The sequence below is a fragment of the Vibrio sp. FF145 genome, assembly GCF_041439075.1.
GTDB lineage: Bacteria > Pseudomonadota > Gammaproteobacteria > Enterobacterales > Vibrionaceae > Vibrio > Vibrio tasmaniensis_A.
This window is the reverse complement of the sequence record NZ_JBGONH010000038.1, coordinates 1-20,619: the sequence shown is the minus strand read 5'-3', so window position 1 is coordinate 20,619 and position 20,619 is coordinate 1. Positions and strand designations below refer to the sequence as shown.

The window sequence follows — 20,619 nt, the reverse complement described above, 5'->3', positions numbered from 1 at the left end:
TACCAGTCAGAATAAGTAGACTCTTTAATGAACCGGACGTCGAGTCCGCTAAACATGGAAGATAATAATGAAAATCAATAAAACCCTACTTACTCTATCTCTTCTTGCTGCCTCAACATTTTCTCAAGCTGGTGAAGTGGAAGTGCTCCACTGGTGGACTGCCGGTGGCGAAGCGAAATCCGCTGCCGTACTGAAAGAGATGATTGAACAACAAGGCCATACTTGGAAAGATTTTGCTGTTGCTGGTGGCGGCGGTGAAAGTGCGATGACTGTTTTGAAAACACGAGCAGTATCGGGCAACCCTCCATCTGCCGCGCAGATTAAAGGTCATGATATTCAGGAGTGGGGTGGTTTAGGTTTTCTAACGTCTCTCGATGCGACTGCTAAACAAGAACAATGGGATGAACTACTACCAGAAGTAGTGACTAAAGTGATGAAGTGGGATGGTGAATATGTGGCAGTTCCTGTCAACGTTCACCGTGTTAACTGGCTTTGGGCTAACCCTGTTGTTTTAGAAAAATCAGGCGTGACGGTTCCAACGACATTAGATGAGTTCTTTGTTGCTGCAGACAAGATTAAAGCGGCTGGCTTCATTCCACTGGCTCACGGTGGTCAACCTTGGCAAGACGCGACAGTATTCGAAGCCGTGGCACTTGATGTACTAGGCAGTGAAGACTACAACAAAGCGTTCGTTGATCTTGATATGGACGTATTATCTGGCGACAAAATGGTGGAAGTGTTCACCAAGTTCAAAAAGATGCGTGATTACATCGACAGTAACTCTCCAGGTCGTGATTGGAACGTCGCAACTTCAATGGTTATCAACGGCGAAGCAGCGATGCAGATCATGGGTGACTGGGCGAAAGGTGAGTTTACTGCGGCAGGCAAAGTGCCGGGTAAAGATTACATCTGTGCACCAGCTCCAGGTACTGACGGCCAATTTACCTTCAACATCGATAGCTTTGCGTTCTTTGAGTTAAGTGACAAAGAGAACCAAAAAGCGCAGCAAGACCTAGCGAAAACCATTCTTACTAAAGACTTCCAAGAAGTCTTCAACCTTAACAAAGGTTCTATCCCTGTACGTCTAGATATGGATATGTCTAAGTTTGACCAATGTGCGTTGGACTCAATGGCAACCTTCAAAGCGAGTGCTGAATCTGGCGATCTTGTTCCGAGTATGGCTCACGGCCTAGCGACAACAAGCTACGCTCAAGGCGCTATCTATGACGTAGTGACCAACTTCTTCAATGAGAAAGATGCCGATCCGAAACAAGCGGCAGCTAAGTTAGCAAAAGCAGTGAAAGCGGCTATCTAATCTAACTTGATAAGTGACACACAACGCACGTGAGTGACGGGTTGTGTTGCTTTATCGAACCCCCAGGGTGGGTAGGCTCGTAGGGAGCCTATCTGCTCTTCACTCCCAATTCTAATATGCGTGATGCTGATGTGGTGCCGAAAGGTAAGCCATTGGCTCGATTGTGCAACAAGGATAAGTTATGGAGCATGTTTTGACTGAGTCGACTCCAAAATCCACAAGGAGCCAGCCTGCACCGAAACCGAGTTTTGCTGACAGGTTGCAACATTGGTTACCTAAAATTGTGCTGGCGCCAACTGCGTTAGTGACCGTGGTGTGTATCTACGGTTATATATTTTGGACGGCCGCATTGTCGTTCACCAACTCTCGATTTCTTCCGAGCTTCAACTTCGTTGGTTTAACCCAATATGAAAAGCTGATGGATAACGATCGTTGGATCACCTCGATCACCAACCTCGGTGTGTTTGGTTTTCTATTCATGGCGATTGCTATCTTGCTAGGTGTTGGTTTAGCGGTATTACTTGACCAGAACATCCGTCAAGAAGGCGCGATTCGCACTATCTATCTCTACCCAATGGCGTTGTCATTCATCGTGACAGGTACGGCTTGGAAATGGATTCTTAACCCGGGTCTTGGCATTGAAAAGCTGATGCAAGACTGGGGATTTACTGACTTCAAATTTGACTGGCTCGTTAATTCTGAAATGTCGGTTTACACCTTAGTGATTGCAGCACTTTGGCAGTCTTCTGGATTCGTGATGGCGATGTTCTTAGCAGGTCTGCGTGGCATCGATTCTTCAATCATCAAAGCGGCTCAAATCGATGGGGCAAGCTTACCCACTATCTATCTCAAAATCATTCTACCTTGCTTGCGCCCTGTGGTTTTCAGTGCGGTGATCATCACCTCACACATTGCAATTAAGAGCTTTGACCTTGTGACGGCAATGACGGCAGGCGGCCCGGGTTATTCATCGGATCTTCCTGCGCTATTTATGTACGCACACTCCTTTACTCGCGGACAAATTGGCCTTGGTGCTGCCAGTGCCATGATGATGCTTGCTGGTATCTTAGCGATTCTCGTGCCTTATCTTTACTCTGAACTTAGGGAGAAAAAGTCATGATGAATAACATCAATTTTGCTCGAATCTTTATTTATTCAGCACTGCTTTTCTTCTGCTTGGTGTATTTGATGCCATTGTTCGTAATGGCGCTGACGTCATTCAAAACTCTGCCTGATATCAAGGCGGGCAACCTGATGAGCTTGCCAAAAGAGTGGGTGTTCGACGCTTGGTATAAAGCGTGGGACACCGCTTGTACGGGCGTGAAATGTGAAGGCATCAAAGGTTACTTCTGGAACTCTTTCCAAATGGTGATTCCTGCGGTTGCGATTTCAACATTACTCGGTGCATTCAATGGTTATGTCGTGACGAAATGGCAATTTAGAGGTTCAAACCTGTTCTTTAGCTTGTTGTTGTTTGGCTGCTTTATTCCATTCCAAGTGGTGTTGCTTCCAATGGCAACCATGTTAGGAAAAATGGGTTTGGCGAACACAACTATCGGCTTGGTGATTGTGCACGTTATCTACGGCATGGCGTTTACTACTCTGTTTTTCCGTAACTTCTACATCTCGATTCCTGATGAATTGATCAAAGCGGCAAAACTGGATGGCGCAGGCTTCTTTACCATTTTCTTTAAGATCTTATTACCGATCTCTACACCTATCATCATGGTGACAGTGATCTGGCAGTTCACCGCAATCTGGAATGATTTCTTATTCGGGGTAGTGTACTCAGGCTCAGAGACACAGCCGATTACCGTGGCATTAAATAACCTAGTCAACACCAGCACTGGCGTTAAAGAATATAACGTCGATATGGCTGCCGCGATCATCGCCGCCTTGCCAACGCTGTTGGTGTACGTCTTCGCAGGAAAATATTTTGTTCGTGGCCTAACGGCAGGATCAGTAAAAGGATAATTACACATGGCAACATTAGATTTAAAACAGATCCGTAAAACCTATCGCAACGCGGACAACGAAACGTTAAAGGGCATCGACATTAGTATCGATTCGGGGGAATTTTTGATACTTGTCGGCCCTTCGGGGTGTGGGAAATCCACCTTGATGAACACCATCGCTGGGCTAGAGAATATTAGCTCGGGTGAGATTGTAATTGATGGCATAGACGTGGCGCAGGTTGAACCTAAAGATCGCGATATCGCGATGGTATTCCAGTCGTACGCCTTGTATCCAAACATGACGGTGCGTGGCAATATCGCTTTCGGTTTGAAGATTCGTAAGATGCCGCAGCAAGAGATTGATGCTGAAGTAAATCGAGTGGCAGAAATGCTGCAAATCGAACAGTTGCTTGATCGTAAACCGTCGCAACTTTCTGGTGGTCAGCGTCAACGTGTCGCGATGGGACGCGCTCTAGCTCGTCGTCCTAAGCTGTATCTGTTTGATGAGCCGCTTTCTAACTTGGATGCCAAGCTGCGTGTTGAGATGCGCCATCAGATTAAACGTCTGCACCAGAAGCTGAATACCACGATTGTTTATGTAACCCATGATCAAATCGAAGCGATGACTCTGGCGGATCGCATCGCAGTAATGAAAGACGGTGAACTGCAGCAGTTAGGCACACCGCAAGAGATTTATACCAAGCCAAACAATATGTTCGTAGCGGGCTTTATGGGCTCACCATCAATGAACTTCATTAAGACCATGGTGGATTTGGACGACGATCAGAATCCGATCATCAAAGTAACTGGCACGGCGGAGCAAGAACACCACATTCGATTGCCTCAGAGTATGCGTGACCAAGATGGCAAAGAGTTGGTGATTGGGTTGCGTCCAGAACACATCACTGAGCAAGAAGGTGATGATGTGTCGGCAACTACAAAGCTAGATCTGCAATTGGAAGTGTTGGAGCCAACAGGGCCAGATACTATTGCGATGGTTAAAGTGAATGACCAAGAAGTCGCGTGTCGTTTGTCACCAGAGTTTGAAGTGTCGGTTGGGCAAATGGCACCGCTTCATTTTGACTTATCAAAGGCGGTATTCTTCGATGCTCAAACCGAAGCGAGAATCGACTTCTAACTTCTAACTTCTAGTTATTGAGTTAGTTTAACAATCAAAGTTCATGTCTAAATCAAAGGCAGTATCACCAACTACTAATAAGTAACGTGATGCTGCCTTTTTCGTTGGCTATACTTGCGTTTTATCCCTTATAAAAACAGAGGGATAAACGATATATATGCTTCTACTGCAATAATATCGTGATTTAGTATCCCTTAGCTCTATAAAGCTGACGTAGAAACGCGTAGGATCACACTACTTTAGACCAGAAACTAGGCTGCACCTTGGTGCATAAACAGAAGAATACATGAAACTAACAGCAAAACCAGCGGCGAATAACGCTTTACTTATTTCTATTACGACACCGGATTTTAAAGGTGACGAAGCAAAAGAGTCTCTTGCCGAACTTGCTCGCTTAGTGACAACCCTAGGGTTTAAAGTCGTCGGTACGCAATCGCAACACCACAGTTCATCTCAAAGACAGAATGTGTTGGGTGCGGGTAAGCTTGCCGAAATTGCACATCTAACTGGTTACCAAGGCTCTATTGAAGAAGCTGAAGATGAAGACTTTCTTGATGAGTCGGGTTTGTTTGATTCTGAAATCGATGAGCTAGATTTTGATGATCTTCCAACGGGCAACTTCCAATACGGTGCCGCTGATGTTGTGGTATTTGACTGTGATTTAAGTCCATCTCAAATGCGTACTGTTGAGGCGAGTTTGGGTGTGGAAGTATTTGACCGCACTGGCATCATCATCGAAATCTTCAGCCGTCACGCTCGTACTCGTACTGCTCGTCTGCAAGTTGATATCGCTCGTCTAAACTACTTAGTGCCACGACTTCGTGAAACGGCTGAGGGTGATAAAGAGCGTCAAATGGGTCAGGGCGCCGGTGAAACTTCACTTGAGCTAGACCGTCGTAACGTACGTGACCAAATTGCTGCGCTTAAGCGTGAGCTAGTAAGCGTACAAGATGAAATGAAGACTCGACGCACAAGGCGCGCGGAGCTTTTCACTGTTGCTTTAGTTGGCTACACCAATGCCGGTAAATCTTCGATGATGCGTGCAATGACCGCAACCGAAGTGGTGGGTGAAGATAAACTGTTCGCAACGCTAGACACTACGGTTCGTGCGCTTCAGCCAATCACTCAACCGCGTATCCTTGTTTCAGATACCGTTGGTTTCATCAAGAAATTGCCACACGATTTGGTTGCTTCGTTCCACTCAACGCTAGCAGAAGCGCACGATGCTTCATTGCTACTTTATGTCGTTGATGCTTCTGACGTTTCATTCCGCGCACAACTTGATGTGGTACACGACGTATTAGCACAAGTGGGTGTAGAAGGCAGCGAAAAACTATTAGTGCTGAATAAGTGCGATAGATTGACTGAAGAGCAGCAATTAGAGCTGATCGAAGAATTCCCAGATGCGATGTTAACGTCGACTCGTGATCCTCTGGATATCACGAAACTGCACAAGTACATCGTTGGTGTTGCTGAAGAAGGCATGATCGAAGAAGAGATCACGATTCCTTATTCAGGACAAGGCATCATCGGTGAGATTCGCTCAAACATGAGTGTGGTTAAAGAAGAGTACGATTACGAGTGTATTAAATTGACCGTTCGCTCTAGTGAAATAGACTTAGCGCGACTGAAAAAGCGTATGCAGAATTCTTAATCTTTTATAGCGTTTAGACACAAGTTAAAATACCAAAAAAGAGAGCCTAGGCTCTCTTTTTTATTGAATCGTGATAAGCACCGCTTGAGCTCTGCTTATCGGTCTTCTTCTGGAAGTTTGACGTTCAGCTCTAATACTGAGATGTCGTCATCTTTGTGTTCGAAAGTCAGATCAACCATTGATGGATCGACGTCAACGTACTTCGCAATACACTTCAAGATGTCTTCTTTTAGTTGCGGCAGATAAGACGGCGCTGGGTCGTCATGGCTGCGTCGCTCGGCAACAATGATCTGCAAACGCTCTTTAGCTAGGTTTGCGGTTGTCTTTTTTTGTGGTCTAAAAAACTCTAGTAATGACATTGCGAATTAGCCCCCGAACAGTCTTTTGAAGATGCCTTTCTTCTGTTCCGTTAAGAAACGGAAGTCCACTTGGCTACCCAGTAGTCGTTCTACAGTATCATTGTAAGCCATACCAGCATCGGTTGCTTCGTCAAAAATAACTGGAACACCCTTGTTCGACGCGTTCAGTACTGCTTGGCTCTCTGGGATGACACCCAGTAGAGAGATGTGAAGAATCTCTTCAACGTCTTCAACACTTAGCATCTCACCTTGAGTTACACGTGCTGGGTTGTAGCGAGTCAGTAAAAGGTGCGTTTTCACTGGTTCTAAGCCATCTTCTGAGCGACGAGATTTAGAATCAAGAATACCGAGAATACGATCTGAGTCGCGTACAGAAGAAACTTCTGGGTTAGTCGTAACAATCGCTTCATCAGCAAAGTAAAGCGCCATCAGAGCGCCTTGCTCGATACCTGCAGGAGAATCACAGATGATGAAATCAAAGCCCATTTCATCTAGTTCATCAAATACACGACGAACACCATCTTTTGTTAGTGCATCTTTATCACGAGTTTGAGAAGCCGGAAGAATGAATAGATTCTCTGTGCGCTTGTCTTTGATCATCGCTTGGTTCAGTGTCGCTTCGCCATTGATAACGTTAACGAAGTCGTACACAACACGACGCTCACAACCCATGATTAAATCTAGGTTACGCAGACCGATATCAAAGTCGATAACTGCGGTTTTCTTCCCTTTTAAAGCTAAGCCTGAGGCAATAGCTGCACTGGAGGTCGTTTTGCCTACCCCGCCTTTACCTGACGTTACAACGATAATGCGTGCCATTTTGTTTTCCTTTTTATTTCTCTTATATTGCGAGGACATCAACGTGTAATACATCGTTTGCCATACTGAACATGGTTTTCTTCTGCCAGTACTCGCTTTCAATTTGATCGCTGAGCCAGTAATTTCCAGCAATGGAGACCAGCTCGGCTTGTAAATCATTACAAATTATTTTTGCTTCAGTTTGACCACTCGCGCCTGCAATCGCACGACCGCGTAAAGTACCATGGATATGGATGCTGCCATCGGCTATGACTTCTGCGCCAGCACTCACATGGCTGAGGATCAATAGATCGCCATCTTTTGCATACACTTGCTGACCAGAACGAATAGGCGTTCTCACCACTTTTATCGGAGCCATCTTCGCTGGAGCTTGAGAAGGTGATTTACTGGCTGTCATCACTGCAAAACCAGCTTCTTTCGCTAGGTTCTGCATACGTTTATCCGAACAACCAGCCACACCTACTGGGATCATGCCCGCTTGAGATATACCCTCTTTCAGTTGCACAAAATCGATATCACCCGCGACTTTGCTAATATTGATAACAACAGGCGCAGCAGCGAAAAAAGTGGGAGCTTGGTTTACTTTTTCTTGAAGAAAAGACACCGCATTTTCGACTTGATCATCGGATAAGTGCAAAACAGATAGCGTAAAACTGCTACCTTTTAGATCTGGATTACTAGACATCGAAAACTACAGGACCTCAATAGCGGATTGGTACAATTTCTTTATCAATAAAATAAAGGGCGTTGCCTGAAACTTGGTTTATCATGTTATATTCCCAAACCAAGCACAGCAAGTAATCTTGTTGTCAAATGAACGTTTTGTTCCCAATATTTCCCTTAACATAAACTATTGATCTCGTAAGTGAGAGTTTTGTAGTCATAAACAATAAAAAGGTTTGTCATGCTGTGTTCTATATATAAAAGTTCAAAGAAAGAAGGAACATACCTTTATATCCCTAAGAAGGATGATTTCTCACAAGTTCCTGACGCATTGATGCAAATGTTTGGTAAACCTAGTTTTGTAATGGTAATTAAAATGGATGGCCGTAAACTGGCGCAAGTGAACATCGATAAAGTGAGAGAATCACTGAACACCGATGGTTTCTTTTTGCAGGTTCCGCCACCACCGGTTAATGAACTTGAACTTCATAAAGAGCGTAAAGCTCAGCAAAACGTTCAAGACGAAGAGTGATAGCTACCTTAATTCAGGGAGGAGTGATCGTTGAGTAAATTTTCGAAAACCATATTGGCTGTGTCGGCATTACTATTGGGTAATAGCCTGACGATTGGTTCAGTTCAGGCTGAAGAGCTGAGCTTTGAGCAATATGTAGAGAAACTAAAGCAGCAAGGCCGTGCAGAAGGCATCTCTGAAACGATCATTGATCAGGCCTTTGATGGTGTGACGTTTAAGCCAAGAGCGGTGAAAGCCGATAAGAATCAACCTGAGAAAAAACTGACTCTGGATGGATACATTCCACGCGCGGTTCCAGATTGGAAAGTGAAGCAGGCGAGATCGCTTTATAAGAAGCATTATTCAGCGTTGAAGCGCATTGGTGATGAATATGGTGTTCAACCAAGATTCATTGTCGCGCTATGGGGTGTTGAGAGTAACTTTGGTAAGTTCACGGGTAACTACAGTGTTATTGATGCTCTCACGACTATGGCCTATGAAGGACGTAGAGAAGCCTTCTTCCGTAGCGAAGCGATGGCGGCGTTGAAGATTCTTGATCAAGGCCATATTGCACCACAAGAGATGAAAGGCTCTTGGGCTGGTGCGATGGGACAACCTCAGTTTATGCCAAGCTCATTCTTAGCTTATGCCGCTGACGGTAACGGCGATGGCAAGAAAGATATTTGGGGTACTGAAGAAGATGTATTTGCTTCAGCGGCGAATTATCTCAGCCAATCGGGTTGGGATGACAAATATACTTGGGGCCGTCAGGTTCACGTACCGTCGACTGTGTCTATTGAAATGCAAGGCCGAGGCGAAGACAAAGCGAAATACTTAAAAGAGTGGTCTGAACTCGGTATTAAGCGCTTTGACGATCGCCCACTACCAACGCTTGATGAAGATATTAAAGCTTGGCTAATTATGCCAGACGATGAAACTGGCCGTTCTTACCTCATTTACAACAACTACAATGTGTTAATGAAGTGGAATCGTTCTTACTACTTTGCGTTGGCAGTTAGCCACCTAGCAGACAGAATTAAGTTTGATTAATGGCCTTAATTTGGTTAACAGATTTAGGTCGCTTTGAATAGCATTTGGCCTACCATAGGCAGAACGAACTAAAGGACTCTTCGGAGTCCTTTTTCTTTTATATTTCAGAGATTTTTAAAGGTGGCCTTGTGCTAACAGATAGAGCCGCACAGATGGTGATATTCCATGCGTTAATCAAGCATGAAGGCTTTACCAGTGCAGCAAAAAGTTTGAATGTGTCGGTGTCTCACATCAGTAAGCAAGTTGCTTTGCTCGAGGATTCGATAGGTATCAAGCTGGTTCAAAGAACCACACGCAGCCTGACACTAACTGAAGCAGGGGAAGTGTTCTATCAGCATTGTGAGCAGCTGTTCAATACGGTGAAAGCGGCTCAAATGGATATGGATAGCCAGCGTGACGACATTTCTGGAATATTCCGCATAGGCTTGTCTCAGTCATTTGGCACACTGCATATCATTCCAGCGATTGATCAGCTCAGACAGCTCTATCCGCAGCTGAGAATTGAAGTGCATTTGTTCGATTACAAAGTGGATATGATTGAGGAGCGCTTGGATCTTTGGATCACCAATAATGAAGACCTGCCAGAAGGTTATATTGCGCAGCGTTTAGCCGACAGCCAATTTGTGGTAGCCGCATCACCGGATTATCTGATTAAAGCTGGTACTCCTCATGTGCCATCTGATCTGATTGACCATAACTGTCTTATTTATCGCAGCCGTGAACGAGACTACACGTCATGGGCGTTTGATAACGGGCAAGAAAACCTCAGTGTCAAAGTGGCGGGCGATTACTCGGTGGATTTGGCTGAGGCGGTACGAGACGCAGCTGTATCTGGGTGGGGTGTTGCTTATTTGGCGACTTATTTAGTCAAAGAGGAGTTTAGAACAGGCAAGTTAATCCAAGTATTACCAGAATGGAGAGCCAGTCAGTTGATGCCATTCTATGCCGTCTATCCGAGTCGAAAGAACATGCCAAAGAAGCTTTCAGCAGTGATTGAGTTCATCAAACAGCATGTTGGTTCGCCGACGTATTGGGACAAAAACCTCAAAACTTGCGTTGAGCTGCATCGTTAATTGTTTCCTAATTCATAAATATAATTTCCATATGGAAAAAGTATGCTTTTTGAACAAGTTAATCCATTAAAATTCAACGCTTTAATCTAACCTTGGGCAAGTTTCTGATAATCCCAACATCACATTAACAACCGCACCTTGCCGCAAACGATTTCCTCTATACAATGCGTCGCCTTTCCTACCTACAACTTTTAGGTTGACGCATATGGCTTCCCTACTTGGAATTATCACTATTTTAGTAGCCGCTTGGTTACTATCTACGGACAGAAAAAATATCCCGCTAAGAACTGTCTCTTTGGCTTTCTTACTGCAAATCTCATTCGCGCTATTGGTTCTTTATGTGCCAATGGGTAAAGAAGCGCTGAATGCAGCTACTGGTGCGGTGTCTAGCTTGATCAACTACGGTCAAGAGGGGATTAACTTCCTATTCGGTGGCCTAACGAATAACGGATTTGTTTTCGCTATTAACGTTCTCGGCATCATTATCTTTTTCTCTGCATTGATTTCAGGTTTGTATCACATCGGCTTTATGCCAAAGGTGATCAACATAATCGGCGGTGCTTTGCAGAAGTTTCTAGGCACAGGTCGTGCGGAGTCACTATCTGCAACGGCAAACATTTTTGTTGGCATGATCGAAGCGCCATTGGTGGTTAAGCCTTACCTAAAACATATGACGGACTCACAACTGTTTGCTGTGATGGTATGTGGTTTGGCTTCTGTTGCTGGCGGCACGCTAGTGGGTTATGCATCGCTGGGTGTTGACCTAAACTATCTGATCGCTGCGGCATTCATGTCGGCACCAGCCGGTCTATTGATGGCTAAAATCTTAGTACCAGGCAGCCCAGAGGATGTTCAAGAAAATATTGAGTCTGGTGTAGAGATTCCACGAGCAACAAACGTAGTTGAGGCAATGGCAGATGGGGCTATGTCTGGACTTCGTATTGCCGTTGCGGTGGGTGCGACACTTCTAGCCTTTATCAGTGTGATTGCGATGCTGAATGGCTTGTTAGGTATTGTTGGTGGCTGGTTTGGCGTAAACCTAAGCTTCGAACTTATCCTAGGTTATGTGTTCGCACCCGTTGCATGGCTGATCGGTGTACCGTGGTCTGAAGCTGTGGTTGCAGGTTCGCTGATCGGTAATAAGATTGTTGTGAACGAATTTGTGGCTTTCATCCAGTTAATGGACGTAAAAGATGCACTGAGTGAGCACTCAAAAGCGATCGTTACTTTTGCACTATGTGGTTTTGCTAACATCTCTACCATGGCGATTCTGATTGGCGGTTTGGGTAGCTTAGTTCCAGAGCGTCGCTCTTTCATCTCACAATATGGCTTCAAAGCGATTTGTGCGGGTGTGCTTGCCAACTTAATGAGCGCTGCGATCGCTGGCGTGGTGCTTTCTCTGTAGCTAGATGATAAGTACAGAGTGGATGAGTCAGTCACTTTATTTCCCCTATAGTAAAGTGACTGATTAATCACACTAATATTCGGTTAGCACGAAAAAGAGAGCCTATAGTTTAATGACATAGGCTTTCTTGTTTCAGCAAATAGGTTTGTATCACAAGGTGTGGTGCAAACCTTTTAGGGGCACAAATGGATTTGTCGATTACTTCTTCTTTGGCATTAATTGGACTGCTGTCTTTAACGTGTCAATTGTTAGGCTGGCGCTTACGTCTTCCTGCTATTCTTCCTCTTCTTATTGTCGGCCTACTTTTAGGTCCCGGTCTTAACATCCTTAATCCCGATGCCATTTTTGGTGACGTGCTATTTCCGCTGATTTCATTAGGGGTCGCTATTATTCTGTTTGAAGGTGCATTGACCCTGAATTTCAAAGAAATCAGAGGCCATGGTCGCATGGTGACGCACCTCGTGAGTTTCGGCATGCTGATTACTTGGGCGTGCATCGTGGTGGGTGCTTATTACTTTGTGGACTTCAGTTGGCCATTAGCCGCGCTGTTTGCTGCCTTAGTGGTGGTGACGGGTCCAACCGTTATTGTTCCCATGCTGCGCAGCATTCAGCCCAAATCTTCGTTAGGCAGCATCTTGCGCTGGGAAGGGATAGTGATTGATCCGATTGGAGCTCTGTTTGCCGTTCTCGTTTACGAATACATTGTTTCTTCAGCCGATCCTACCAGCCATGTACTGTCGGCTTTGGGGCTGACTCTAGCCATCGGTTTAGGCTTAGGGTTCATCGGTGGCTATTTGATTGCCAAGATGCTGAAAGGGCATTGGGTTCCGCATTATTTGCGTAACGTGGCAGTCCTAACGTTGATGTTGGCGGCGTTCTCTTTTTCTAATGATCTGAGTGAAGAGTCTGGCCTATTAACCGTGACCATCATGGGCATCTGGCTCGCCAACGTGAAAGGCTTGGATCTTGAAGACATTATTGAGTTCAAAGAGACCTTAACCGTGTTACTCATTTCTGCGTTGTTTATTCTGTTAGCTAGCAGGCTTGATTCAGGGACTTTTCTCTCAATAGGTTGGGGCGGAATTGGCTTATTAGCGGTCGTCATGCTGGTGGCTCGTCCTCTGAGTGTGTGGATCAGCGGGATCGGCACGGATCTTACCTCAGCAGATAAATGGTTTTTGAGCTGGATGGCGCCTCGCGGGATCGTTGCTGCTGCAGTTTCTTCTCTGTTTGCTATCAAACTTCAAGAGAAGCAATTGATTGAAGGGGCTGATTTACTGGTTCCCATGGTGTTCTTGGTCATCATAGGCACGGTTGTGATTCAGAGCCTAACCGCAAGTTGGTGGGCGAGAAGGTTGGGTGTGACTCAAGAGAAGGCACAAGGGGTTATCTTCTTTGGTGCGACTCATTTTTCACGCCAGTTTGCCAAAGTGCTGGCGACACACAACATCAACAGTGTGCTTGCTGATACAAACTGGGAGAGCATTCGCTTAGCGCGCATGGATAATCTGAATGTTTATTTTGGTAACCCAGCCTCAAATCACGCGGAAAATAATCTAGAATTGGATGGGATAGGGCGCGCCATGATCGTCTCGCCTTATCGTCAAACCAACCCATTAGTCAGTATGCATTATCAAGATGAGTTTGGTGAAAACAAGGTGTTTGAGCTTGAATCGACAGAAACTAAACACGAAAGGCATTCAGTGAGTCGAGATGGCAACAGAAGTCTGTTTTCGGAAGGAATTACCTATTCCAAGCTAAACTCCTTGATGGCTCAAGGCTGCCAAATTAAGAGTACAGGTTTGACCGAAGCGTTTGACCTTAATGAGTTTAACGCGTTGTATCCTAAAGCAATTCCACTTGGTGTGATTACTGGCGGTGATTTCCGTTTAGTGACACAAGGTTCTGATTTGGAAAAACTCATATCAACGGAGTGTGCGATCATTAGTTTATTGCCGCCTTCGGATCCAACGGAAAGAACTGATGCTCCAGATAAGTAGTGAGTGCTCTGTATTTAAAGCGAGTCACTTTGTATCAAAAACGAATAGCTCAGTATCAAAAAAGCCGCAACGTTTTAACGCTGCGGCTTTTTAATTCTGTTTGTGCTGTCGTTCGCAGATTATTTAGAGTGGAATTGCTCACAAGCGATCATGGTATTCTCGATTAGGCTTGCTACTGTCATTGGACCAACACCACCCGGAACTGGTGTGATGAAGCTTGCGCTCTCTTTCGCGACATCGTATTCAACGTCGCCAACGAGTTTGCCAGATTCCAAACGGTTGATGCCTACATCGACCACAACAGCCCCTTTCTTAATCCAAGCACCAGGAATGAAGTTAGGCTTACCAACTGCTACAACAACAACATCTGCTTGACGTACATGACCCTCAAGGTCTTTGGTGAAGCGGTGACATGTTGTCGTCGTACAACCGGCTAGAAGAAGCTCTAACGTCATTGGGCGGCCTACGATGTTTGATGCGCCAACCACAACCGCGTGTTTGCCACGTAAGTCGATGTTATAACGGTCAAGCAGCGTAATGATGCCTTTAGGCGTACAAGAGCGAAGCTTAGGCATACGCTGAGCCAAACGACCTACGTTGTATGGGTGGAAGCCATCAACGTCTTTTTCCGGCGTGATGCGCTCAAGAACTTGAGTGCTATCAATACCAGCTGGTAGGGGAAGTTGAACAAGAATACCGTCAATCTCCGGGTCTTCGTTCAGTTGGTCTACCAGTGTTAATAATTCGTCTTCTGTAGCAGTGGCTGGCAAGTCGTAAGATTTAGATACGAAGCCAACTTCTTCACATGCTTTACGTTTACTTCCTACGTAAACCTGAGAAGCTGGGTCTTCACCCACTAAAACAACCGCTAGGCCCGGAGCGCGTAATCCAGCTTGAGTGCGAGCTTTTACACGAGCCGCAACTTCAGAGCGAACCGTTTGAGAAATTAGCTTTCCATCAATATTTTGAGCAGTCATGAATTTCCTTAGTATTGATATTCAAGTTAGTGGCTGATGTTTTTGGCGCATTATTCCAGAAAATCTTTTTGATTACCATTAAGCAAACGTTTGCTTTGTTCTATTTTCCAACACTTATAATCCTATTGCACTTTTTTTACTCACTTGGATCAGAATGTTACATAAAGCCGTTGCTTTACTGATTCGAATTCGTATAATCCTTCCCTGTAGCGCGCCCTTAGCTCAGCTGGATAGAGCACCTCCCTTCTAAGGAGGTGGTCGAAGGTTCGAATCCTTCAGGGCGTACCACTATTTAAAGAAACCCGATAACTCTCTGAGTTGTCGGGTTTTTTGCATTTCAGAACGACTTAATCTATCAAAACCATTTTTTGTATTTCGATGCCTCTGTCTTTTGTCTTTTGCTAAACGGCCACTAGCTGTGGGGTATATCTAAGACCTAACATACTGCACCCATCTTCCAAATAACTGTCGGTGACAACGTTGAATCCGAATTTACCATAGTAGTCTTTGAGATGTGCTTGTGCCGAAATAAAAATTGAACAGTCAGGGTACGCCTCGCGGGTTGCATCAAAGCTTGCTTGCATCAGCTGATTACCAATCTGTTTACCTCGATAATCCTTTGCTACGATCACTCGCCCGATACAAACATCATCTGCATCAGAATCGAGCAAAGGGAGAACATCTACGGGGTATCCAAGCTTCTGAGCCATAATTCGACTGTAAGCTACTAGTTGCCCGTTCTCATAACCCATGACGTGATAGGTTTCTGGATGGCTATCTTTGCCGTCTAGATCACTATAGGGTGTGTTCATATCGACGATAAAAATATCGACTCTTTGCTGTAAGAAATCATAGAGCTCTTGAACAGACAGCTCCGAAAATTTTTTAACTCTCCACTCGATCATCACTTTTCTCCTTATTATTTTGGGCTACAACATAGATAGTATTCAAACCGAGTTCATTAACCTTTGTTAACTGGCCATGAAACTATTCAAAATCACCACTTTAAAGCACCACTCATTTCCCCTCGTTATTCATTTCATTCGGCTCATGTAATAGAAAGTTAAAATTGTTGGTTTTTTGGGGTTTACATCATTTGGTAATAAAGCCAATATGAATTCACGAAGAATAGACAAGTAAAGCTGTTAGCCCGTAGGTTTAGGAATCAAACCTTCTGCTCAATGGCTGATTTAGAGGAAGTAATGGCAGGAAACAGTATCGGACAACATTTCCGCGTGACTACGTTCGGAGAAAGTCACGGTATCGCACTAGGATGTATCGTAGATGGGTGCCCACCAGGATTAGAAATTACCGAAGCAGACCTTCAAAGAGATTTGGATCGTCGTCGCCCAGGTACTTCTCGTTATACAACGGCTCGCCGTGAAGCGGATGAAGTAAAGATTTTATCCGGTGTATTTGAAGGCCAGACTACGGGTACTTCTATTGGTCTATTGATTGAAAATACAGACCAACGCTCTAAAGACTATTCCGAAATTAAAGACAAGTTCCGCCCTGGCCACGCTGACTATACGTACCATCAAAAGTACGGTGTGCGTGATTACCGTGGTGGTGGTCGTTCTTCAGCTCGTGAAACTGCAATGCGTGTAGCGGCAGGTGCAATTGCGAAGAAATACCTAAAACAAGAATTTGGTGTTGAGATCCAAGCTTACCTCTCTCAAATGGGTGATATCTCAATTGATAAAGTGGATTGGAACGAGATTGAAAACAACGCTTTCTTCTGCCCAGATGCCGACAAAGTACCGGAATTTGACCAACTGATTCGTGACTTGCTAAAAGAAGGCAACTCGATCGGTGCGAAGATTCAAGTGGTTGCGACTAAAGTGCCTGTAGGCCTTGGTGAGCCAATCTTCGATCGTCTAGATGCAGACATCGCACACGCTCTAATGAGCATCAATGCGGTGAAAGGTGTTGAGATTGGTGATGGCTTTGATGTGGTTAATCAACGCGGTAGTGAACACCGTGATCCATTAACTCCAGAAGGTTTCAGCAGCAACCATGCTGGCGGTATCTTAGGTGGTATTTCTACTGGCCAAGATATTGTGGCAAGCATTGCGCTTAAACCAACATCAAGCATTACCGTTCCTGGTGACACGATCACTAAAGACGGTGAAGCAACGCAGCTAATCACTAAAGGTCGTCATGATCCATGTGTGGGTATCCGTGCTGTGCCGATCGCAGAAGCTATGTTAGCGATTGTATTGCTTGATCACTTGCTACGTCACCGTGGTCAAAACTTTGGTGTGACAACTGAAACGCCAAAAATCTAGTTCTGCTTCGTTTTATTCAGAACAGATTTGAAGCTGATTTGATAGAAACAAAAAAAGGGTTGCTTCGTAATGAAGCAACCCTTTTTATATTGTGCGTAATTGAGAATATATTACCTAATGTACCGAGCTTTCCGGATCAAGCTGGAACGAAGGTAAACGCCACTTGAATCGCACGGCCGCCATGCGCAGCAAGTAACCAACCACAAGCGTAACAATCGTCGCGGTTACGTCGTTGATGCCAAGCTCAAGCAAACCTAGGTATAAACCTGAAGCGACAAGTGCGACAGATGCATACAGCTCTTCATGCAGAACCAATGGCGTTTGACGGCAGATAAGATCGCGCAACAGCCCACCGAACACGCCAGTTACCAAGGCAGACACCATACAGATCATTGGGTGAAGACCCATGGTCATCGCTACCTTAGTACCAATGATACTGAACACGATAAGCCCTAGTGCATCTAAACGAATGAACAAGCCTTTGAGCTTGATTACCCATTTAGCCAGTCCGGTTGTAATAACACCTGCGATACAGGTGATCGCTAGATATTGCGGGTTTTCAACCCAACCTAAAGGGTAATGGCCGAGTAAGATATCGCGTACTGTGCCGCCGCCAATAGCCGTTGCACTCGCAACCAACATTACACCAAACCAATCCATTTTTTGTTTGCCAGCACTGAGAGCGCCGGTCATGGCTTCTGCCGTGATGCCAATGATATACAAAACACTTAGTAGCATTGCTGTAGCTCTATAATATAGGTCTATAAATTGGAGTCTTATAGGCCTTAGGGATATAAAAATGAAGCGCGAGTGTAGTAGTAAAAACGCTGATTGACGAATGAATATTTGTACCGTGAATGGGCATTTCAGATTAGCTAAACTAATCATTCACCTCAAAGTAGTGTAATCTGGGATCTGCAATCGATTGTCACGGTAAAGTATCGGGGTCAACCCAATGCCATTGCTTGTGATAGGGCTTTACCGAGCGCTTAAAAAAACGCAAAATGCCCCAGTTCTTTTTACTTAAATTTTATTTTATGACGCACCAATACTCAGACATCATCGATATTTTCAATCAAACCTTTTTCGAGAGCTACAATACCAAGCTCGAACTGGGTGCAGACGAGCCTATTTACCTGCCAGCCGACGAACAGATTTCTCATCACCGTATCGTATTTGCTCGCGGCTTTTACGCATCTGCCCTTCACGAAATAGCACACTGGTGTGTCGCTGGACCTGAACGTCGTTTGTTGGAAGATTTTGGCTATTGGTATGAGCCTGATGGTCGAACTGAGGTGGTTCAAGCTGAGTTTGAAAAAGTAGAAATTCGCCCACAAGCGTATGAATGGATCATTGCGATGAGTGCGGGCTTTCCTTTTAATGTCAGCTGTGACAATCTACACGGTGATTTTGAGCCAGATCGTTTGGCCTTTATGAATAAAGTACACAGTGAAGTCATGGGTATCTTTGAAGCTGGTCTTCCGCCTCGCGTGAAAATGCTCTCTGAAGCATTACGCAGCTTCTATGATGTTGCGCCTTTATGTACTAGCCAATTTATTGTGAAATAAGAGAATATTATGATTATCGAATTTGAAGAAAAACTACTTGAAGTAATTGATGCTCGCATTGAAAACGCATCAGACGATGAACTGTTTGCTGGTGGTTACTTACGTGGTCATATTTCTCTTTCAGTGGCTTCATGTGAAGAAGAAGGCATTGAAGATGTGGCTGAAGTAAAAGCTCGTATTGAACAGAGCCTAGACGACGCTCGCTCTGAACTAACGCCAGCAGACCGCACTATCGTTAATGACCTTTGGGTTGAGCTACAAAACCAAGCTTAATCTCGATGTATTAATACTATCCGCTCAGTCCCTTCCTTTCCATTTTACTGAGCGAACCGGTTTATTTGAGACTCGTTCGAAATTTTTGAATGAGTCCGTTCATTTCTTGTGATGGTTACATTTTCTTACTACGTTATTCTAATCCCACTTAACGGAATTACAGAAAAGGTCACATCATGAAAGTTATCGCATTTGGCGCAAGCACAAGTTCTACCTCAATCAACAAAACACTAGCAACTTACGCAGCAAACTTGATTGAAGGTGCTGAAGTTAAAGTCCTAGACATCAACGATTACAATGTTCCTATGTTCAGTGAAGACACTGAAAAAGAGATCGGCCAAGCTGAAGGCGCTCAAGCATTCTTGCGCGACCTAGCTGAAGCTGATGCGTTTGTTATCTCGTTCGCAGAACACAATGGTCACTACCCAGCAGCGTATAAAAACCTATTTGATTGGGCGACACGCATTGAGCGTTCAGTATTTGGCGAGAAGCCGGCGGTTTACCTAGCGACTTCACCGGGCCCTGGCGGCGCACAAACGGTACTGGGCGCAGCGACAGGTTCTGCACCTTACTTTGGTGGTAACGTGCAAGCGTCAGTTTCAGTACCAAGCTTCTACGATAACTTTGATTTTGAATCTGGTTCTATCAGCAACGAAGAGATCGCTCTACAGATTAAAGACGCGATTGCTAAGCTGTAAATACTGCTTCGTTTAGAGCATCAGTTTAGAGCAACACGAATAACAAAAAGCCCGAGCGACATAATGAACTGACCCCCAATAGTTGGACACCAATTATTGGGGGTCTTTTTATGTCCAAATATAGCCACGAGCTAAAATGTATCGTTGCTAAACGATGCTTAGATGGTGCGTCATCTCGCTATTTAGCAAAACAATATTCAATTTCTTCGAGACAGATTCGGTACTGGGCTCAAGTCTTTGCCATCCATGGTACTGACTCATTTTTACCAACTAACCATGCAACTACTGCTCAGACAAAACGAAAAGCATTGAATTTAATGTGGACGAATGATTGGTCTCTCACGCACACTAGCGCAGTATTAAACCTCTCATCCCCTGGGATACTCTCAGTCTGGCTCAAAAGATTTAATGAGCTCGGTATCAAAGGGCTCAAAATGCACCAGAAAGGAAGACCCCCAATGAAACAGCGACCTCAACGTACCACTAAGCCTGATGATGAAATGACGCTTGAGGAGCTAAAAGAGGAGTTGGTCTACTTACGAACCGAGAATGCCGTTCTAAAAAAGTTGGAAGAGTTGGAGCAGGAAAAAAACCGTCGAACAAAGAAAAAGCGGTCATAGCTCTAACTCTTAAAGGCAAGTACCCGTTGAAGCACCTACTGCACACTCTACAGCTGGCAAAAAGTGTCTTTTATTATCAGGCTCAAACGAGCAAGCGCCCAAATAGCTACGAACGTGAGCTGCAGTTGATAAAGTCAATTTATCATGAACATAAGGGGCGGTACGGCTACCGCCGTATTCACTTGGAACTAAAAAATCAGGTTCATCGCGGCTTTCCGGGGAAAGCCGCTTTTATCTTCAAGAAGAAGTAGTC

General features: G+C 44.8%; 22 protein-coding genes and 1 tRNA gene. 17 read left to right on the top strand and 6 right to left on the bottom strand.

Annotated elements, in window-relative coordinates; genetic code table 11:
- The first annotated feature begins 67 nt into the window (after nt 1-67).
- The 5 genes from ACED42_RS14825 (at nt 68) to hflX (ending at nt 6,062) form a co-directional block, all read left to right on the top strand.
- Nucleotides 68-1,315: an ABC transporter substrate-binding protein gene (locus tag ACED42_RS14825; protein ID WP_012603467.1), complete on the top strand. Its 1,248-nt coding sequence runs from the start codon at nt 68-70 to the stop codon at nt 1,313-1,315.
- 181 nt (nt 1,316-1,496) lie between these two features.
- Nucleotides 1,497-2,435 (top strand): carbohydrate ABC transporter permease, encoded by a 939-nt coding sequence (locus ACED42_RS14820; RefSeq protein ID WP_371703105.1) that lies wholly within the window; start codon nt 1,497-1,499, stop codon nt 2,433-2,435.
- Nucleotides 2,432-3,289: a carbohydrate ABC transporter permease gene (locus ACED42_RS14815; RefSeq protein ID WP_009848502.1), complete on the top strand. Its 858-nt coding sequence runs from the start codon at nt 2,432-2,434 to the stop codon at nt 3,287-3,289. Before ACED42_RS14820 ends, ACED42_RS14815 begins: the two co-directional genes overlap by 4 nt.
- A 6-nt stretch (nt 3,290-3,295) precedes the next feature.
- Nucleotides 3,296-4,408 carry an ABC transporter ATP-binding protein gene (locus tag ACED42_RS14810; protein WP_009848501.1) on the top strand — a complete coding sequence of 371 codons (1,113 nt, stop codon included), beginning with the start codon at nt 3,296-3,298 and terminating at the stop codon, nt 4,406-4,408.
- A gap of 286 nt (nt 4,409-4,694) precedes the next feature.
- Nucleotides 4,695-6,062 carry a GTPase HflX gene (gene hflX, locus ACED42_RS14805; RefSeq protein ID WP_012603471.1) on the top strand — a complete coding sequence of 456 codons (1,368 nt, stop codon included), beginning with the start codon at nt 4,695-4,697 and terminating at the stop codon, nt 6,060-6,062.
- A gap of 95 nt (nt 6,063-6,157) precedes the next feature.
- On the opposite strand, the gene minE is transcribed toward hflX, so the two are convergent.
- Genes minE through minC form a run of 3 tightly spaced genes read right to left on the bottom strand, consistent with a single transcriptional unit; the run spans nt 6,158 to nt 7,925 of the window.
- Complete coding sequence (gene minE / locus ACED42_RS14800; protein WP_009848499.1) at nt 6,158-6,421, bottom strand: cell division topological specificity factor MinE; 264 nt, start codon at nt 6,419-6,421, stop codon at nt 6,158-6,160.
- Between the two features lie 6 nt (nt 6,422-6,427).
- Nucleotides 6,428-7,240, bottom strand: coding sequence for a septum site-determining protein MinD (gene minD, locus ACED42_RS14795; protein WP_009848498.1), 813 nt, complete (start codon nt 7,238-7,240; stop codon nt 6,428-6,430).
- Between the two features lie 22 nt (nt 7,241-7,262).
- A complete protein-coding gene (gene minC / locus ACED42_RS14790) occupies nt 7,263-7,925 on the bottom strand; it encodes a septum site-determining protein MinC (protein WP_009848497.1) in 663 nt (220 codons plus the stop codon).
- 219 nt (nt 7,926-8,144) lie between these two features.
- On the opposite strand from minC, the gene ACED42_RS14785 reads away from it, so the two are divergent.
- From ACED42_RS14785 to ACED42_RS14765, 5 genes are all read left to right on the top strand, one after another.
- Complete coding sequence (locus ACED42_RS14785; RefSeq protein WP_009848496.1) at nt 8,145-8,435, top strand: YcgL domain-containing protein; 291 nt, start codon at nt 8,145-8,147, stop codon at nt 8,433-8,435.
- 30 nt (nt 8,436-8,465) lie between these two features.
- Entirely contained in the window at nt 8,466-9,464 is a 999-nt protein-coding gene (locus tag ACED42_RS14780; protein WP_371703104.1) for a lytic transglycosylase domain-containing protein, read from the top strand.
- 152 nt (nt 9,465-9,616) lie between these two features.
- The gene (locus ACED42_RS14775) at nt 9,617-10,537 is read left to right on the top strand and encodes a LysR family transcriptional regulator (protein WP_009848494.1); all 921 of its coding nucleotides are present in this window, start codon (nt 9,617-9,619) and stop codon (nt 10,535-10,537) included.
- A gap of 205 nt (nt 10,538-10,742) precedes the next feature.
- The gene (locus tag ACED42_RS14770; protein WP_009848493.1) at nt 10,743-11,942 is read left to right on the top strand and encodes a NupC/NupG family nucleoside CNT transporter; all 1,200 of its coding nucleotides are present in this window, start codon (nt 10,743-10,745) and stop codon (nt 11,940-11,942) included.
- Between the two features lie 185 nt (nt 11,943-12,127).
- Nucleotides 12,128-13,942 (top strand): cation:proton antiporter, encoded by a 1,815-nt coding sequence (locus ACED42_RS14765; RefSeq protein ID WP_371703103.1) that lies wholly within the window; start codon nt 12,128-12,130, stop codon nt 13,940-13,942.
- A gap of 119 nt (nt 13,943-14,061) precedes the next feature.
- On the opposite strand, the gene folD is transcribed toward ACED42_RS14765, so the two are convergent.
- Complete coding sequence (gene folD, locus ACED42_RS14760) at nt 14,062-14,919, bottom strand: bifunctional methylenetetrahydrofolate dehydrogenase/methenyltetrahydrofolate cyclohydrolase FolD (protein WP_012603477.1); 858 nt, start codon at nt 14,917-14,919, stop codon at nt 14,062-14,064.
- Nucleotides 14,920-15,130: 211 nt separating this feature from the next.
- Here folD and ACED42_RS14755 point away from each other — a divergent pair.
- Nucleotides 15,131-15,207, top strand: a tRNA-Arg gene (locus tag ACED42_RS14755).
- A 113-nt stretch (nt 15,208-15,320) separates the two neighbouring features.
- Here the strand turns inward: ACED42_RS14755 and ACED42_RS14750 are convergent.
- Complete coding sequence (locus ACED42_RS14750; RefSeq protein ID WP_371703101.1) at nt 15,321-15,824, bottom strand: GNAT family N-acetyltransferase; 504 nt, start codon at nt 15,822-15,824, stop codon at nt 15,321-15,323.
- Between the two features lie 297 nt (nt 15,825-16,121).
- Between ACED42_RS14750 and aroC the strand changes: the two genes are divergently transcribed.
- The gene (gene aroC, locus ACED42_RS14745) at nt 16,122-17,207 is read left to right on the top strand and encodes a chorismate synthase (protein ID WP_004734182.1); all 1,086 of its coding nucleotides are present in this window, start codon (nt 16,122-16,124) and stop codon (nt 17,205-17,207) included.
- A 114-nt stretch (nt 17,208-17,321) separates the two neighbouring features.
- Here the strand turns inward: aroC and ACED42_RS14740 are convergent, their stop codons facing one another.
- Complete coding sequence (locus ACED42_RS14740; RefSeq protein WP_004734183.1) at nt 17,322-17,945, bottom strand: trimeric intracellular cation channel family protein; 624 nt, start codon at nt 17,943-17,945, stop codon at nt 17,322-17,324.
- Between the two features lie 299 nt (nt 17,946-18,244).
- Here ACED42_RS14740 and ACED42_RS14735 point away from each other — a divergent pair, with 299 nt between their 5' ends.
- From ACED42_RS14735 to ACED42_RS14715, 5 genes are all read left to right on the top strand, one after another.
- Nucleotides 18,245-18,775, top strand: a complete 531-nt coding sequence (locus tag ACED42_RS14735) for an elongation factor P hydroxylase (RefSeq protein WP_371703099.1) — start codon at nt 18,245-18,247, stop codon at nt 18,773-18,775.
- Nucleotides 18,776-18,784: 9 nt separating this feature from the next.
- On the top strand, nt 18,785-19,048 hold the full coding sequence (locus ACED42_RS14730; RefSeq protein ID WP_017063425.1) for a YfcL family protein: 264 nt from the start codon (nt 18,785-18,787) through the stop codon (nt 19,046-19,048).
- Nucleotides 19,049-19,224: 176 nt separating this feature from the next.
- Nucleotides 19,225-19,746: an NADPH-dependent FMN reductase gene (locus ACED42_RS14725; RefSeq protein ID WP_050651602.1), complete on the top strand. Its 522-nt coding sequence runs from the start codon at nt 19,225-19,227 to the stop codon at nt 19,744-19,746.
- 110 nt (nt 19,747-19,856) lie between these two features.
- Complete coding sequence (locus tag ACED42_RS14720) at nt 19,857-20,366, top strand: helix-turn-helix domain-containing protein (protein ID WP_371703098.1); 510 nt, start codon at nt 19,857-19,859, stop codon at nt 20,364-20,366.
- Between the two features lie 26 nt (nt 20,367-20,392).
- Nucleotides 20,393-20,617 (top strand): IS3 family transposase, encoded by a 225-nt coding sequence (locus ACED42_RS14715; protein ID WP_371703096.1) that lies wholly within the window; start codon nt 20,393-20,395, stop codon nt 20,615-20,617.
- The last annotated feature ends 2 nt before the right edge of the window (nt 20,618-20,619 follow it).

Coding starts and splice junctions, on each gene's coding strand:
- ACED42_RS14770 (WP_009848493.1), top strand. CDS start 10,743: ATGGCTTCCCTACTTGGAATTATCACTATTTTAGTAGCCGCTTGGTTA.
- ACED42_RS14725 (WP_050651602.1), top strand. CDS start 19,225: ATGAAAGTTATCGCATTTGGCGCAAGCACAAGTTCTACCTCAATCAAC.
- folD (WP_012603477.1), bottom strand. CDS start 14,919: ATGACTGCTCAAAATATTGATGGAAAGCTAATTTCTCAAACGGTTCGC.
- aroC (WP_004734182.1), top strand. CDS start 16,122: ATGGCAGGAAACAGTATCGGACAACATTTCCGCGTGACTACGTTCGGA.
- ACED42_RS14775 (WP_009848494.1), top strand. CDS start 9,617: ATGGTGATATTCCATGCGTTAATCAAGCATGAAGGCTTTACCAGTGCA.
- ACED42_RS14730 (WP_017063425.1), top strand. CDS start 18,785: ATGATTATCGAATTTGAAGAAAAACTACTTGAAGTAATTGATGCTCGC.
- minC (WP_009848497.1), bottom strand. CDS start 7,925: ATGTCTAGTAATCCAGATCTAAAAGGTAGCAGTTTTACGCTATCTGTT.
- ACED42_RS14815 (WP_009848502.1), top strand. CDS start 2,432: ATGATGAATAACATCAATTTTGCTCGAATCTTTATTTATTCAGCACTG.
- ACED42_RS14740 (WP_004734183.1), bottom strand. CDS start 17,945: ATGCTACTAAGTGTTTTGTATATCATTGGCATCACGGCAGAAGCCATG.
- ACED42_RS14785 (WP_009848496.1), top strand. CDS start 8,145: ATGCTGTGTTCTATATATAAAAGTTCAAAGAAAGAAGGAACATACCTT.
- ACED42_RS14810 (WP_009848501.1), top strand. CDS start 3,296: ATGGCAACATTAGATTTAAAACAGATCCGTAAAACCTATCGCAACGCG.
- minD (WP_009848498.1), bottom strand. CDS start 7,240: ATGGCACGCATTATCGTTGTAACGTCAGGTAAAGGCGGGGTAGGCAAA.
- minE (WP_009848499.1), bottom strand. CDS start 6,421: ATGTCATTACTAGAGTTTTTTAGACCACAAAAAAAGACAACCGCAAAC.
- ACED42_RS14735 (WP_371703099.1), top strand. CDS start 18,245: ATGACGCACCAATACTCAGACATCATCGATATTTTCAATCAAACCTTT.
- ACED42_RS14825 (WP_012603467.1), top strand. CDS start 68: ATGAAAATCAATAAAACCCTACTTACTCTATCTCTTCTTGCTGCCTCA.
- ACED42_RS14720 (WP_371703098.1), top strand. CDS start 19,857: ATGTCCAAATATAGCCACGAGCTAAAATGTATCGTTGCTAAACGATGC.
- ACED42_RS14765 (WP_371703103.1), top strand. CDS start 12,128: ATGGATTTGTCGATTACTTCTTCTTTGGCATTAATTGGACTGCTGTCT.
- hflX (WP_012603471.1), top strand. CDS start 4,695: ATGAAACTAACAGCAAAACCAGCGGCGAATAACGCTTTACTTATTTCT.
- ACED42_RS14820 (WP_371703105.1), top strand. CDS start 1,497: ATGGAGCATGTTTTGACTGAGTCGACTCCAAAATCCACAAGGAGCCAG.
- ACED42_RS14750 (WP_371703101.1), bottom strand. CDS start 15,824: ATGATCGAGTGGAGAGTTAAAAAATTTTCGGAGCTGTCTGTTCAAGAG.